The organism is Pseudomonas zanjanensis, from assembly GCF_014268745.2.
GTDB lineage: Bacteria > Pseudomonadota > Gammaproteobacteria > Pseudomonadales > Pseudomonadaceae > Aquipseudomonas > Aquipseudomonas zanjanensis.
In genome coordinates, this window is the sequence record NZ_JABWRB020000001.1 from 2282612 (window position 1) to 2296131 (window position 13520).

General features: G+C 61.3%; 14 protein-coding genes. 6 read left to right on the forward strand and 8 right to left on the reverse strand.

The genetic code is table 11. The annotated features are described in order from the left end of the window. Nucleotides 1-239: 239 nt before the first annotated feature. Nucleotides 240-1484: an acyl-CoA dehydrogenase family protein gene (locus tag HU715_RS09480; protein WP_186709419.1), complete on the forward strand. Its 1245-nt coding sequence runs from the start codon at nucleotides 240-242 to the stop codon at nucleotides 1482-1484. Nucleotides 1485-1712: 228 nt separating this feature from the next. On the opposite strand, the gene HU715_RS09485 is transcribed toward HU715_RS09480, so the two are convergent. Beyond that, nucleotides 1713-2660 (reverse strand): IS110 family transposase, encoded by a 948-nt coding sequence (locus HU715_RS09485; protein ID WP_217884312.1) that lies wholly within the window; start codon nucleotides 2658-2660, stop codon nucleotides 1713-1715. A 611-nt stretch (nucleotides 2661-3271) separates the two neighbouring features. On the opposite strand from HU715_RS09485, the gene HU715_RS09490 reads away from it, so the two are divergent. Beyond that, nucleotides 3272-3997, forward strand: coding sequence for a CPBP family intramembrane glutamic endopeptidase (locus HU715_RS09490; RefSeq protein ID WP_367617200.1), 726 nt, complete (start codon nucleotides 3272-3274; stop codon nucleotides 3995-3997). A gap of 65 nt (nucleotides 3998-4062) precedes the next feature. Next, complete coding sequence (locus HU715_RS09495; protein ID WP_186705915.1) at nucleotides 4063-4440, forward strand: hypothetical protein; 378 nt, start codon at nucleotides 4063-4065, stop codon at nucleotides 4438-4440. A 169-nt stretch (nucleotides 4441-4609) separates the two neighbouring features. On the opposite strand, the gene HU715_RS09500 is transcribed toward HU715_RS09495, so the two are convergent. The 4 genes from HU715_RS09500 to HU715_RS09515 all read right to left on the reverse strand — a co-directional run bounded on the left by HU715_RS09500 (nucleotide 4610) and on the right by HU715_RS09515 (nucleotide 8268). Next, nucleotides 4610-5305, reverse strand: coding sequence for a tRNA (adenine(22)-N(1))-methyltransferase (locus HU715_RS09500; RefSeq protein WP_186705914.1), 696 nt, complete (start codon nucleotides 5303-5305; stop codon nucleotides 4610-4612). 15 nt (nucleotides 5306-5320) lie between these two features. After that, on the reverse strand, nucleotides 5321-6247 hold the full coding sequence (locus HU715_RS09505; protein ID WP_186705913.1) for a Gfo/Idh/MocA family protein: 927 nt from the start codon (nucleotides 6245-6247) through the stop codon (nucleotides 5321-5323). Nucleotides 6248-6365: 118 nt separating this feature from the next. Continuing rightward, nucleotides 6366-7160, reverse strand: a complete 795-nt coding sequence (locus tag HU715_RS09510; protein WP_186705912.1) for a DeoR/GlpR family DNA-binding transcription regulator — start codon at nucleotides 7158-7160, stop codon at nucleotides 6366-6368. Between the two features lie 100 nt (nucleotides 7161-7260). Next, the gene (locus tag HU715_RS09515; protein ID WP_186705911.1) at nucleotides 7261-8268 is read right to left on the reverse strand and encodes an aldo/keto reductase; all 1008 of its coding nucleotides are present in this window, start codon (nucleotides 8266-8268) and stop codon (nucleotides 7261-7263) included. A 92-nt stretch (nucleotides 8269-8360) separates the two neighbouring features. Here HU715_RS09515 and HU715_RS09520 point away from each other — a divergent pair, with 92 nt between their 5' ends. Continuing rightward, a complete protein-coding gene (locus tag HU715_RS09520; protein ID WP_186705910.1) occupies nucleotides 8361-9263 on the forward strand; it encodes a LysR family transcriptional regulator in 903 nt (300 codons plus the stop codon). 106 nt (nucleotides 9264-9369) lie between these two features. Here HU715_RS09520 and HU715_RS09525 read toward each other — a convergent pair whose 3' ends face one another. Then, nucleotides 9370-9711, reverse strand: a complete 342-nt coding sequence (locus HU715_RS09525; protein ID WP_024617582.1) for a YajG family lipoprotein — start codon at nucleotides 9709-9711, stop codon at nucleotides 9370-9372. 152 nt (nucleotides 9712-9863) lie between these two features. Here HU715_RS09525 and HU715_RS09530 point away from each other — a divergent pair, with 152 nt between their 5' ends. Then, complete coding sequence (locus HU715_RS09530) at nucleotides 9864-10100, forward strand: hypothetical protein (protein WP_186705909.1); 237 nt, start codon at nucleotides 9864-9866, stop codon at nucleotides 10098-10100. A 42-nt stretch (nucleotides 10101-10142) separates the two neighbouring features. On the opposite strand, the gene HU715_RS09535 is transcribed toward HU715_RS09530, so the two are convergent. Beyond that, nucleotides 10143-11078, reverse strand: coding sequence for a hypothetical protein (locus HU715_RS09535; RefSeq protein ID WP_186705908.1), 936 nt, complete (start codon nucleotides 11076-11078; stop codon nucleotides 10143-10145). A gap of 112 nt (nucleotides 11079-11190) precedes the next feature. Between HU715_RS09535 and HU715_RS09540 the strand changes: the two genes are divergently transcribed. After that, entirely contained in the window at nucleotides 11191-11676 is a 486-nt protein-coding gene (locus HU715_RS09540; RefSeq protein WP_186705907.1) for a thiol-disulfide oxidoreductase DCC family protein, read from the forward strand. A 564-nt stretch (nucleotides 11677-12240) separates the two neighbouring features. On the opposite strand, the gene HU715_RS09545 is transcribed toward HU715_RS09540, so the two are convergent. Beyond that, on the reverse strand, nucleotides 12241-13428 hold the full coding sequence (locus HU715_RS09545; RefSeq protein WP_186705906.1) for a XylR family transcriptional regulator: 1188 nt from the start codon (nucleotides 13426-13428) through the stop codon (nucleotides 12241-12243). Between the last annotated feature and the right edge of the window lie 92 nt (nucleotides 13429-13520).

The window sequence follows — 13520 nt, forward strand, 5'->3', positions numbered from 1 at the left end:
GCTGTTGTTCCACTGTTGCCTGGTGAACACCTGCGTTTCGATGCCTGTCGCAACAACTGTTGCCGGGCATACAGTTGCGCAACAGATTGTCCGCAGCCAGGACAGCCCTATCACCGACGAGCGTCGTACAGACCCCGCATTCATGGACGTCGCGGGCCGGGCATGGACTGTGCAAAGCCCCTTGGCACCGGCAGGTTTCTCCCCTGCCCGCCTACTCGCCATCAAGAAGGAACATCAACATGACCGCACAGCAACAACACCTGCCGCCAATCCTTTCCACTGGCACCGACTACGAACCCTTGGCCGAACGTTTCCGGCCGATCTTTGCGCGCATCCAGGCTGGCGCCCTGGAGCGGGAGCAGACCCGCAGCCTGCCCTTTGAACAGGTGAAATGGCTGAAGGAAGCCGGCTTTGGCGCTATCCGCGTACCGCTCGAATATGGCGGTGCCGGGGCCTCGTTGCCGCAGCTATTGCAACTGCTGATCGAACTGGCCGAAGCCGATTCCAACTTGCCCCAGGCCCTGCGCGGGCACTTTGCATTCGTCGAGGACCGCCTCAATGCCCATGCCAGCAGCCCGCAGGACATTTGGTTCAAGCGCTTCGTCGAGGGTGAGTTGGTGGGCAACGCCTGGACGGAAGTCGGCGCGGTGAAAATCGGCGAGGTCGTCACCCGGGTTTCCCGCCAGGGCGATCAATGGGTGGTCAATGGCGCCAAGTACTACAGCACCGGCAGTATTTTCGCCGACTGGATCGACGTGTATGCCCAGCGTGACGACAACGGTGCAGACGTGATTGCCGCCGTACGCGTGCACCAGCCGGGCGTCAAGCAAAGCGATGACTGGGACGGTTTTGGCCAACGCACCACCGGCAGCGGAACATCGCTGTTCGAGAACGCATTGGTCGAGGCGCAAAACCTCATCGACTTCTCCACCCGCTTCAAATACCAGACCGCGTTTTATCAACTGGTCTTGCTCGCCGTGCTGACCGGCGCCGGCCGTGCCGCGGTCCATGACATCACCGAGCAAGTGCGCAAACGCACCCGGGTCTTCAGCACCGGCAATGCCAGCGAAGTGAGCCAGGACGTGCAGGTGCAGCAAGTGGTCGGCCGGGCCTCGGCCCAGGTCTATGCCGCCGAGGCCACTGCCCTGCGGGCCGCGAGCGCTTCCCAACGTGCCTATGAAAGCCGCTTCAGCCAGAACGCCGAGACCGAACACACCGCCAACATTGCCGCCGAGTTGGAGTCGGCCCAGGCCCAGGTGGTGATCTCCGACCTGGTGCTACGCGCCACCAGCGACCTGTTCAATGCCCTCGGCGCCTCAGCCACCAGCACCAGCAAGGCCCTCGACCGCCACTGGCGCAACGCCCGTACCGCCGCTTCGCACAATCCGTTGATCTACAAGGAGCGGATTATTGGGGATTGGGAAATCAATGGGACGGAACCGCCGTATGTCTGGCAGATTGGTGGGGGGGCGAAGCAGGTCTGAGTGCTTTGGGTCCGTGTGTATATCCGTTGCTGCGGTAACGGCGGCTTAGACCGCGCTCCTCCAGTGGGAGCGGGCTTGCTCGCGAAGGCGGTGTGTCAGTTTGCAGTGATGTTGGATGTGCTGGCCTCTTCGCGAGCAGGCTCGCTCCCACAGTGGTTCTGTGTTGTACATGAGTTTCGTGTCTGCTGAAGATCCAGTGTGGGAGATTCTATGGTTGAGGGGAAGCCCTCAAGCCGCTTTTGGTTGGTATTCGCTTTGTCCTTTCAGCAAAGCGAATACGATCCGAGCAAGCTTGCGAGCCAGTATTACTAGCGCCTGCGTGGTAGCGAAGCCCCGAGCTCTTAGTTTTTCATAAAAGCCTTTCCAGGCAGACGTACGGCTGGCCGACATGGCTGCGTTGTGTAAAAGCCGACGAACTTCCGGGTCGCCGCGTTTGCTCAAGCTTCGCCGGTCATCTTTTTGTCCTGATTGGGGCACTCGCAAATCCATTCCCAAGAAAGCGATAAAAGCGTCTGCATTCTTGAAGTCGCCCCGCTGAAATGCCGTAAGCAAACGAGCTCCGGTCAAAAATCCGATGCCCTCGACTTTCAGGCAACGGTTCAGTTGACCTAGCAAACCGGCATTTTTCAGATGATCCTTGATCGTCTTCTCGATCAATGTCTCAAGCCTCTGCATGGCGGCGATTTGCTCGGCGAAAGCTGTCTTCAGTAGTGGCTCGTTCGCCCAGCTTTGTACCAGGGCGACTCGAGCCTGAACCAAGGCAGCGCGACGGCGGAAAAGGCTTAGAAGCTGGCGATACAACGGAGATGGCGGCGCCCATGGATGAAGCTCGTGCCCTTCGTTCTTGAGGTAACGAGCCAGCAGCTTGGCGTCCAGCGCGTCGGTTTTGGCGCGTATTTTTACGCCTTTGCGGTAATGATGAAGTTCATAACCGCCCACCATATAGATCGTGCAACCGGCCTCATAGGCCAGATCAGCAAAATCCAAGTGATAGATATTGGTCGACTCAATGGCAACATCGACGGGGCCCGGCAATACTTTCAACCACCTTTTGATGGCCGCCTTGTCGTTAGGAATCGCTTCCAACACATCAAGCTCTGCGTGATAGATCACCAGCTCGTTCTTGGCGACATCCACGCCCACGATTGGCTTTGTGACAGAAACCGGCATTGCCATTGAAAATCCTCCGGGCTAAGGTTTGAACACTTGAAGGGGTCACCCAGAGGCGCAGGCTTGTCTCTATCGTCGATCCAGGCCGAAGCATTCTTTATCGGCGCTTGGGTGAAAGGAGGAGGGGCGAAATCTCCCACGGTCTGCACTGCGCGAACAGTCAGAATCGAGCCTTGTCCCTCCTCCTCCCTTCAAGTCCTACCATACAAGCGAGCCTGCTCGCGATGGCGGTGGGTCAGTTACATGGATGTTGAATGTGCTGGCCCCTTCGCGAGCAAGCCCGCTCCCACAGTGGTTCTGTGTTGTACATGAGTTTTGTGTCTGCTGAAGATCCAGTGTGGGAGCGGGCTTGCTCGCGAAGGCGGTGTGTCAGTTTGCGGTGAGGTTGGATGTGCTGGCCTCTTCGCGAGCAAGCTCGCTCCCACAGGGGGGCCAGGTGCACATGGATTTTGTGTCTGCTGAAGATCCAGTGTGGGAGCGAGTTTACTCGCGATAGCGGCGGTCCAGGTGTATCCACCAGATCCAATTGCCGACCTCTCCACAAAGCCGATAGGAACTCATCCCAGCCGATCAAAACACTGGCATCATGCCTTTTTCCTTGCACTCATGGAGTGACTGTGACGAATCTAAGTGCCACCCCTGAGTTTGCACCCGCCTCCACTCTATCGCCTTACCGCTTCTTTCCCCGGCTTGGGATGTTTGTGCTGGCCACCGTGGTCGTCTTCCTGGCGGCGATGCCCGAGGTCCTTTTCGTCCCGGCAGACATGCAGGCCTACCTGACGTTCACGACCACCTCTGGTATCACCGCGCTCCTTCTCCTCGTCCTTTTCGCCTTGCAATATCGCGCCGATTTACGTTCACAGTGGCGAGGTCGCTCCATCCGCAAACCCCTGCAATGGGGAGCGATGGGCACCATCGGGGCCTACCTGCTTTTCGGGGTCGCCGTCCTCGTGCTCGGGTTGCCGCGTGAAGTGTTCATGGCCGAGCTTCTGGACGGGCTCAACAATTGGCAGGCCACGATCAAGATCGCCTCCCTGATCGTGCTGCCGCCCATCGCCGAAGAATTATTCTTCCGCCACTACATGCTCCGGCTGTTTCCCTACGAGAACAGCCGTGCCTGGACATGGATCGCGATCATCGTGACGTCGGCCATCTTCGCCGGCATGCACATCCAATACGGAAACTGGCTGACGGTCGTGCTGATCTTCGCCTGTGGCGGCGTATTCGCCGTCGCCAGAGTGGCCAGTGGTGGCCTGCTGGTGCCGGTGCTCCTGCATTCGCTGGCCGAGATTGTGGCACTGACCACGGACAAATCGTTCTCGTTGATGGGGCTTTACGGTTGAGCCAGGCGAAGGCGCCATGCCGCGCTATGATTTTGCGAACACCAGCATTTCAAACAAGGGCAACGATGAACACTCACGCATCATGCCTCGGACTGCTTGCCTTGACGCTTCCCTTGCTGTGCGAGCCCGTCCAGGCCTCGACATGGCAGATCTGTGAGATGGAGCTGCGTGTCGTAGAGGTGCTGAAACGACCCTATCCGCAGCTTCAGGCGCAGGTGGTGAAAGTCAAGCCGAAATCCGCCTCGGTGGAATGCCCGCAGCCAGGCTCGTTGCTCACCTTCACCCCGGAAACCCCGGACTATCAAGCCACGCTCCCCCGCCGCCAATGGCCCGGGAAAGGGCAGTCGATGCGGGTGGGCTACCGCTACCTGGACGGTGTGTGTAAAGGCGACGGCAACTCGTATGCGTGTCGTATCAAACACTACCCGGTGGTGGGTCGATAAGCGGGCGAGCGGCGACCGGGGGCTTTGTTCAATTCGGTGACATGACTGATGCCTCATCGCGAGCAAGCTCGCTCCCACAGGGGGGTGTGGATGGTCACAGCATCCCGATTCACCTTTGTGGGAGCGAGCTTGCTCGCGATGACGTCGGCACATCCAACCTCAATGCCACTCAAGCCAGCAGCGCGCTGATCCAGCGGACCTGCCGGGCAATCTCTTGCAGCTTCTCTTCGGGCACGGCTTGCCGCGCCTTGGCCAAGCAGATAAGGGTCTTCTGCTTCTGGCGCAGCAGGCGCTGCCACTTGGCCAGGAAGACCGGGGTTCGGGCTTGCAACTGCAGCGGGCCGAAATACAGCTCCTCGGCGGTGTACGCCACCGGCCCGGCGCGCTCGGCCACGATGATCTCGTAGTAGAAGCGGTTTTCCCGCAGCAATTCCTCGCAGAGGATGCGGTAGCCGTTTTCCATCAGCCATTGGCGCAGCGGTTGTTCGCCGCCGTTGGGTTGCAGGATCAGGCGCTCCCGACCGCTCAACCGCGCTTTGCCACTGTCCAGGATGTCGCGGATCGTCTCGCCCCCCATGCCGCAGAGGCTGATCGCCGTGATTCCGTCCTCCGGCTCGATTGCCGCCAGGCCGTTGGCCAGGCGCACGCTGATCCGCTGCTCCAGGTCATTTTTGACCACGGTGCGTTCGGCGGCGCGCAATGGCGTCAATGCCACCTCACCGGCCACCGCCGTCGCGATGACGCCACGGCGCAGCAAGGCCACCGGCAGGTAAGCGTGATCCGAGCCGATATCGGCCAGGTGCGCGCCCGCCGGCATGTGCGCCGCCACGCGCTCCAGGCGCATGGACAATGTGTGTTCGTTCAACTGCAATTCCCTGGGTTAATCGTAGAACGGCTCGACCGCCGCCCGACTGCCGACAAAGAAGCTGTCGGCGACCAAGCGCAGTGGCTGCAGGTCCATGTCGCTGGTTTTGTCGTTGATCAGTTGTTGAAAATGCCGGTACACCGCGGCGTACTCGCCCTCCTCGGATACCGCCTGGCGCACGCCGTCGATGCTCAACAGCGCACCGCCGTTGTCCAGGCGCAACACGCCTTCGGCGCAGCGAATCTCGATGCTCCAGAGTTCGTCATGACCATGGTCGAAGTCGAACTCCGCACGGATATCGAGGTGACGCGCGTCGGCCATCTTGATGCTGGCGGCAATCGGCGACTGGCAGTTGTCCGGCACGCGCAACTCGGCCGATTCCACGAACAACGGCAGCGCCAGCAGATGGGTCGCGATCGACAAGGCATTGATGCCCGGATCGAACACGCCCAGACCGCCGGGTTGCCAGATCCACGCCTGGCCCGGGTGCCACTTGCGCACGTCTTCCTTCCAATCGATCTGCACGCTCTGCAAGGTGCGGCTGGCCAGCCAGTCACGGGCGGCTTCGATGCCCGGGGCGTAACGGGAATGCCAGGCGAACAGGCCGCTGACGCCTTGCTCGCGAACCTGCTCCACCAAGGCCATGGCTTCACCCAACGTGGCGCACGGCGGCTTTTCCACCAGGACGTGCTTGCCGGCCGCCAGCGCCTGTTGCACCAGGGCGAATCGACCTTGCGGCGGTGTGCAAAAGGCAATCGCATCGACCTGCGGACCGTTTTCCAGCAGCTCGCCCAGGGAGCGGAAGTTCTCCACCCCGGCGCAAGGCTGTCCTTGCGTGGCGACCGCCACCAATTGGAACGCGGGGTTGGCGTGGATGGCTGGAACGTGTTGATCCTGGGCAATCTTGCCGTAGCCCACCAGGCCGAGACGAATCGGTTGCATCGATGACTCCTGATTTTTTGTACTTGTGATCGGCCAGCAAACTAGACGCAAATCGCCTGGCGGACAATGGGGGTCGTGCAGTATCTATTCGATTGCCCCGCCCAGTTGGGCAAATACTTCAGGCCCGTCGCTGTGCACGGTCCGCCGTCACGACGTTGGTCACCCGGCCGAAGAAGGGTTCGAGTCGCTCACGCGGCGCGTCGTGCTCCACCACCAGGGCGGCGACTTCTTCGCAGGCGGCCACCTGGTAGTGGGCAACGCTGGACAGCTTTTCATTGGTCACCGCCGCGATCACCTGCCCACTGGCCGCGACCACCGCGCGCTTGAACTCCGCGTCATCCAGGCCGAACGCCGTAACGCCATTATCGGGATCGATGGCGCAGGCGCCGAGGAAACACAGGTCAAAACTGAACTGGCGCAATTGCTGGACAGCCGTCAACCCGATCACACCTCCGGCGACTGGGTTCAAGCGGCCGCCCAGCAGGATGACTTCGGCCCGGGGCAGTTTCATCAACTGGACCGCAATCAACGGCGAGTTGGTGGTGAGGGTCAATGGCAGGTGCGGATCGATGGCGCAGGCAATCGCCAGGTTGGTCGACCCGGCGTCGATGAACACGTGCTGGCCCGCGCGCAACAGTGCAGCGGCTGCTTGACCGAGGCTGCCCTTGCGCACCGGGTCTTTGCGCACACGCGCCTCCATCGACCCTTCGGCCGCGGGCACGAGAATCGCGCCACCATAAACGCGCTTGCACACCCCCGCCGCTGCCAACGCGCCCAGGTCACGCCGGATCGAGTGTTCGGAAACCTTGAATTCGCTGGCCAAGTCAGCCGCGATCACCCGGCCATACCGGGCGAGACGCTGGCTGATCAGTTGCTGGCGTTCACCGGGGAACGCTTCGTGAGGAGTAGTCATGACATTACAACCTGCATAAACGAGCACTAATGATCACAAACGAGTAAATAGTGCCGGTTATGCAGCGAAGCGTCAAACCCAAGCGCTCACGCGGTAAACGTCAAGCGCCCCCAGGGACATTGGTGCCCATGCCCAATGGCAGGAAGGGTTGGATCTCGTCGATTTCCTCGGCGCTGAGGCGCAGCTGTGAACCGGCAATCAACCCATCGACCTGGCCGGGCCGGCGGGCACCGACGATGGCGCCGGTCACCACCGGTTTGCGCAGCACCCAGGCGATGGCGACTGCCGCCGCACTCACCCCGTGCCGTTCGCCGATACCGGCCAAGACCTCCACCAGCGCCAGGTTCGCGCTCAAGCGAGGCTCCTGGAAATCCGCGCTTCGCGCCTTGCGCCAATCGTCGTCGGGCAATTGGGCGATGCGTTCGCGGGTCATGCTGCCGGAAAGTAGTCCCGATTGAAGGGTGGAATAGGCCAGGACCCCCATTCCCGCCTGCTCGCAAAATGGCAGGACGTCGTCCTCGATGTCTCGCATCAAGGCCGAATACGGCGGCTGGAGTGAGACGATCTCGGTCACCGCCTGGGCCCGCTTGAGTTGCGCAACGTCGAAATTGGAGACGCCGATCGCGCGAATCTTTCCCTGTTCGCGGGCAGTGGCCAAGGCCGAAAGTGCCTCCTCGATCCCTTCACTGCTGCCGTCGGCAGGAAAGGCCGGCCAGTGGATCTGATAAAGGTCAATGGTTTCGACTTGCAATCGACGCAAGCTTGCCTCGACCTCGGCGAGCAATGACTGAGGCTTCAGCGAGTGTGAGATCAACTGGCTGACCGGGTCCCACACCAGGCTGCCCTTGGTGAACACCAACGGACGCCGCGAAGCCGGTACCCGACGCAACAACTGCCCGACCAATTGCTCGGCATGGCCCAAGCCATAAACCGCCGCCGTGTCGATCCAGTTCACCCCGCGCTCGACGGCATATTCAAGGGCGCCAAGGCTGTCCTCGTCATCCTGCGCTCCCCAACTGTATGCCCAGCCGGTGCCGGCGATGGCCCAGGTTCCCAGACCAATGGGCGAAATCAGGAAATCCGATGATCCAAGACGATTCTTTTGCATAGTGCGTTCTCCACAGATGATGTGGCCAGTATCCGCGAGGGATCTCATGACGATAAGATGGGTAATCGTATTTGAACTACTGAACGATATTCATGAGTCAGCACCCCGATCTGTCCGAACTGGATGCCTTCGCCGCCGTCGCTCGCCATCGCAGCTTTCGCAAGGCCGCCGACGAGCGTGGCGTTTCGGCTTCTGCATTGAGTCACGCGATGCGTGCATTGGAAGCACGCCTGGGTGTCAGGCTGCTCAACCGCACCACGCGCAGCGTGACCCCGACCGAGGCCGGCCATCAGCTGTTGGGAACGCTGGCCCCGACCCTGCAGCAGGTTGCCGATGCCCTGGCGCAGTTGACCTCGCTGCAGGACGTGCCCGCCGGCAAGCTCCGCCTCAACGTGGCGCGTCCGGCGGCGCGCGCGGTCTTCGCCAAGGTGCTCGGGCCATTCGTGGCCCGGTACCCGCGCATTCAACTGGACCTGGTCACCGATGATGGCCTGGCCGATATCGTCAGCGGCGGGTTTGACGCTGGCGTGCGCTTTGGCGAAAGCCTGGCCGGCGACATGATCGCCGTCCCCGTCGGGGCCCCTCAATCGTTCGTGACCGTAGCCGCGCCAACCTATCTGGCCGCGAAGGGGATCGTCCAGGCGCCACGGGACTTGCTCGACCATGCCTGCATCGCCCGGCGTTTTCCCAGTGGCAAGCTCTACGCCTGGGAGTATCAGGCCGAGGGGCAACCGATCCGGTTGTCCGTCACCGGCCCACTCATCCTTGAAGACGATGCGCTGATGATCCAGGCGGCAAAAGATGGCGCCGGGATTGCCTACGTGTACGAGGAGCTGGCGCGCGATGACCTGCGCAACGGGCATCTCACGGAACTGCTTGCGCAATGGAAAGCGCCGCCAAGCCGGTTTTTTCTCTACTACCCCAGCCGACGCCATGTGCCGCCGGCCCTGAAAGCGCTCATCGAATTCATCCGGGCGCACGATTGGCTAACCTGAAACCGCCAGGCAAAAAAAGCCCCGCGACCGAGGACGGTGCGGGGCAAAGGGAATTGGTCGGTTGCGGCCAACCAAAGGAGCACGGTGAAAAACGTTTACGGGCCGGTCAGATACATTCCTGTGCGGCGCGTTCAAAACTTGAAGGCAAGAGGTTGGAAGCCAGCAGGTGGCGCTCGTAGATGAACACCTTGCCGCCGCTGCCGGCCTTGTAGGCTTCCAGCACGTTGTCCGCCGACACTTTGCTCGGCACCACGATGCGGTAGCTGCGCTGGGTCTGCGAGACCAACGGGTTCAAGGCATTGCCTTGCAACTTCGGTACGACGCACTCGGCGTATTGGGCCGGCGTCTTGCTGGTCTGCAAGGTCAGCGTCGGGTCATTCGGTGCCGAGGCACAACCGGCCAGCAACAACGGGGAGAACGCCAGGGGAAGCAAAAATAAACGGCGCATGGGTCGGGGTCCTGAAAACAAAAATACGGGGCTGCGTGTTCGATGGCGCTGATTTTCCAATGATTGCCGGCAAAGCAGAACTTGCATTTGGTAATGGTCACTATTACTCCTAGCAATAGTTGCAAGCCGAGAAAGATTGATGAGGTCTATCCATGAGAACGTTTGATCTGATCCGCGATGCGGTATTGCCCGACTTTCGTGAGCGGGTGGCGGACTATCTGGTCCAGTACGAAAGCGTGCTGTTGAGCAATACAGAAGCCGACCCGGAACTCAAGCAGGCCACGGCCCATCAACTGCGCGGCTATCTGCGCGGGTTGAACACGACGCGAGTATTGGGCATGGCGGATTGGGAGGAGCTGGATCGGCGGGTGGTGGATACGTGGCTTTAGCGCCCGGCCAATGACAGGCTGGCCTTCGTGGAATGTGCTCATTCATTGTGGCGAGGGAGCTTGCTCCCGCTGGACTGCGCAGCAGTCCCCTGCCGGCTGCGGCCCAACACTGGCTTGCGCCCTGTCCACCAGCCGTTGCACCCAGGCGGCATCCTGGTCATTGACCACCCCATAGCGGTTCGGCGGTAAGAAATTCCAGTGATGGGCGGCCTCGTCCAGGCGCTTGAGTTCATCGGCAGACAGCCAGTACGGCGTATCCATCAATGGCATCAACGCACCGTCGAAACGCCGGCCCAGCGGCAGGTTCGTACCGGGGGCGAAAGCGATCGCCAGTTGCTGCTGGGGTTGCAGCAGCTTGTCCGACGCCGGCATTTGCCCTACCCGACCGTAGCTGAAGTCGCCCGAAAACTGCTCCTTGAGCACCAGCCAATGCCCCGCCGCGGTCCGGGCCAGGATCCATTGCGACACACCGCTGTCCTGCACGTACTTCACTTTGCCGTCGGACCATTGCATGAGGGTGTTGCAATCCGGGTCATAGTCGTTGGACCACAGGCAGATGCCGGAAACCAGGGTATGGTGTTCGAGCTCGACCAGCCCTTGATCGGGCATCGACGCCCAATAACGCTTGGTCGGGTCGCGCGTATCACGCCAGACGTTGTGCACGATCCACGCCGCCATGAACAGCAAGGTGGCGAGCACAAGCCAGCCAAAGGAGGCCCCGATGATCCGGTCAAGGTCAACGCCTGGAGCGGATAACCCCTGATAGGCCAGCAGCCCCAGCAGAAACACGATACCCGGCAACACCGGGCCCAGGCTCAACGGCGGCACCAGCACCACGACCCAGTTGAAGCGATGCATCGTCGCACGCTCGCGCGCCCAGGCCAGTTCCTGAGCCAGCATCGGCGCCCGCTCCCGTGGGCCGATACCAGGATCGGGGGTCTGGAAGCGGGTGAACAGGTTGTAGATGTCATCGCTCATGGATCGGATCATGCCCTTGAAATCATCATGGTCGAGCGCCCCTTCGGGACGCCCTTTGACGCTGGAACAGGCGTATTATCCGGGTAACCAAGCGCCGTGTAGACCCCCAATCATGCCCATCTCCCAGACCCGCCCTTCACCCGCGCCCTTGCTCAAGCCAGGCGAGACAGTGGTCCTGTTCGACGGCGTTTGTAAACTGTGCAATGGCTGGGCGAAGTTCCTGATCCGCCATGACCGCGACCGACGCGTGCGGTTGGCCTCCGTCCAGTCGCCTGAAGGACAAGCGTTGCTGGCCTGGGCGGGCTTGCCCTTGCAGCAGTTCGACACCATGGCCGTGGTTCGCGACCAACATTCCTGGGTGCGCTCGGAGGCGATTCTTGAAGTGGTTGCCCTACTGCCCTGGGTTTGGCGTCCGGTGCAACTGCTGCGTTACGTCCCTCGTATGCTTCGGGATTGGGCCTACGACCGCGTTGCCCTGAATCGGTACCGTCTGTTTGGCAAATACGACGTGTGCCTTTTGCCGGATCCGGATCATGAGCGACGTTTCTTGAAGGCGCCAACGCCTGGGGCCCGGCCGGTGGAACGGGTTGATAGTTAGCCAGCAATAAGCAGGCTGTCCCTTTGTGGCGAGGGAGCTTGCACCCGCTGGGCTGCGCAGCAGACCCTTTGTCGTCAACTCAATTAGCCTGACACATCAGGGTGCCTGGTTTCAGGGCCGCTTCGCGCCCCGGCGGGAGCAAGCTCCCTCGCCACAAGAGCGGTTCGGTGGTGGGTCAGTTCAACAGGTGCAAGCTGTTGCCTTTGTGGCGAGGGAGCTTGCACCCGCTGGGCTGCGCAGCAGACCCTTTGTCGTCAATTCAATTAGCCTGACACACCAGGGTGCCTGGTTTCAGGGCCGCTTCGCGCCCCAGCGGGAGCAAGCTCCCTCGCCACAAGAGCGGTTCGGTGGTGGGTCAGTTCAACAGGTGCAAGCTGTTGCCTTTGTGGCGAGGGAGCTTGCTCCCGCTGGGCTGCGCAGCAGACCCATGTCGTCAACTCAATTAGCCTGACACATCAGGGTGCCTGGTTTCAGGGCCGCTTCGCGCCCCAGCGGGAGCAAGCTCCCTCGCCACAAGAGCGGTTCGGTGGTGGGTCAGTTCATCAAGAGCGGTTCGGCAGAGGGTCAGTGGGTGGTCGCATTTGTCCCCTGCTGATACTCCCGTGGCGTGCAGCCGAATTCGCGGCGAAACACGGTGTGCAGGTATTGCGCCGATTTGAAGCCACAGCTCTGGGCGATGTCGGCAATCGGCGCATCGGTGTTTTCCAGTCCGTTGGCGGCGGCGGCGAGTTTGAAGCGCAGGATTTCGTCGTGGACGCTGCAGGCCCGTTCCTTGCGAAAATGCGCTTCCAGCGATGAGCGCGATATCCCGACATAAGCCGCCACTTGGGCGGTCTTGATGCCCTGGCAGGCGTATTGGCGGATGAAGAGCAGGGCCTGCATGACATAAGGATTGCCCAACGGTTGATGCAGGCTTGATACCTGCACATTGATCGCATCAGGCGGGACCAGGATCTGCGTGCCCGTGGACGGCATGCCGTGCAGCATCTGGTGGAGCAGGCGCGCGGCGGTGCGGCCCATGGTTTCGGTGCCCTGGATCACCGAACTCAGCGGCACCCGTGTCAGGCTGCGGGTGAGCGGGTCGTTGTCGATGCCGATCAACGCCACTTGCTCCGGCACGGCGATGCCGGCGGTCAGGCAGGCTTGCAGCAGTTGCCGGGCGCGGGCGTCGCTGACGGCGATGATACCGATGGGTTTGGGCAGGCTTTGCAGCCAGGCGATCTGCTGTTCGACGGCGCTGTCCCAGAGCGGTGCGCTGGTGCCCATGCCGCGATAGACCTCGGCGTGCAGGCCATCGCGCTGCAGCAGCCGGCGAAAGGCCTTTTCCCGCTCCTGGGCCCAACGATTGGCTTGTGCCTCGGGCAGGCTGAAACAGGCGAAGCGGGTCAGCCCGGCTTCGATCAGGTGCTCGTAGGCCAACCTCATCAACGCATCATTGTCAGTGGCGACGTAGGGAATGCCCTTCGGGTAGGCGCGCTCATCCTGATAGGAACCGCCCACCGCCACCACCGGCAGCTTGATCCCGGCCAGCGCCTCGCCGATCAGCGGGTCGTCGAAGTCGGCAATGATGCCGTCGCCCTGCCAGCGCTCGATGCCTTTCAAGCGGCAGAGAAAATCCTCCTCGAGAAACAAGTCCCAGGACGCGCGCGTGCTGCTCAGGTAGTTGCCGATGCCGCTGATGATGCCGCGGTCGTAGATCTTGCTGCCATTGAACAGCAACGCAATGCGGTGAACGGGCGGAACGGTTTTCATTGGTTTAACCCTGTGCCGATCGACACAGACTAGGCGCGCACACGGCGAATCTCAATACTCAAAATCGAACTGCCCGTTGGTGATTTTCATAA

What these genes read in the sequence shown, in the direction of transcription:
- HU715_RS09480 (WP_186709419.1), top strand. Translation starts at nt 240, where the DNA reads ATGACCGCACAGCAACAACACCTGCCGCCAATCCTTTCCACTGGCACC.
- HU715_RS09535 (WP_186705908.1), bottom strand. Translation starts at nt 11,078, where the DNA reads ATGAGCGATGACATCTACAACCTGTTCACCCGCTTCCAGACCCCCGAT.
- HU715_RS09545 (WP_186705906.1), bottom strand. Translation starts at nt 13,428, where the DNA reads ATGAAAACCGTTCCGCCCGTTCACCGCATTGCGTTGCTGTTCAATGGC.
- HU715_RS09525 (WP_024617582.1), bottom strand. Translation starts at nt 9,711, where the DNA reads ATGCGCCGTTTATTTTTGCTTCCCCTGGCGTTCTCCCCGTTGTTGCTG.
- HU715_RS09515 (WP_186705911.1), bottom strand. Translation starts at nt 8,268, where the DNA reads ATGCAAAAGAATCGTCTTGGATCATCGGATTTCCTGATTTCGCCCATT.
- HU715_RS09485 (WP_217884312.1), bottom strand. Translation starts at nt 2,660, where the DNA reads ATGGCAATGCCGGTTTCTGTCACAAAGCCAATCGTGGGCGTGGATGTC.
- HU715_RS09540 (WP_186705907.1), top strand. Translation starts at nt 11,191, where the DNA reads ATGCCCATCTCCCAGACCCGCCCTTCACCCGCGCCCTTGCTCAAGCCA.
- HU715_RS09510 (WP_186705912.1), bottom strand. Translation starts at nt 7,160, where the DNA reads ATGACTACTCCTCACGAAGCGTTCCCCGGTGAACGCCAGCAACTGATC.
- HU715_RS09505 (WP_186705913.1), bottom strand. Translation starts at nt 6,247, where the DNA reads ATGCAACCGATTCGTCTCGGCCTGGTGGGCTACGGCAAGATTGCCCAG.
- HU715_RS09495 (WP_186705915.1), top strand. Translation starts at nt 4,063, where the DNA reads ATGAACACTCACGCATCATGCCTCGGACTGCTTGCCTTGACGCTTCCC.
- HU715_RS09530 (WP_186705909.1), top strand. Translation starts at nt 9,864, where the DNA reads ATGAGAACGTTTGATCTGATCCGCGATGCGGTATTGCCCGACTTTCGT.
- HU715_RS09520 (WP_186705910.1), top strand. Translation starts at nt 8,361, where the DNA reads ATGAGTCAGCACCCCGATCTGTCCGAACTGGATGCCTTCGCCGCCGTC.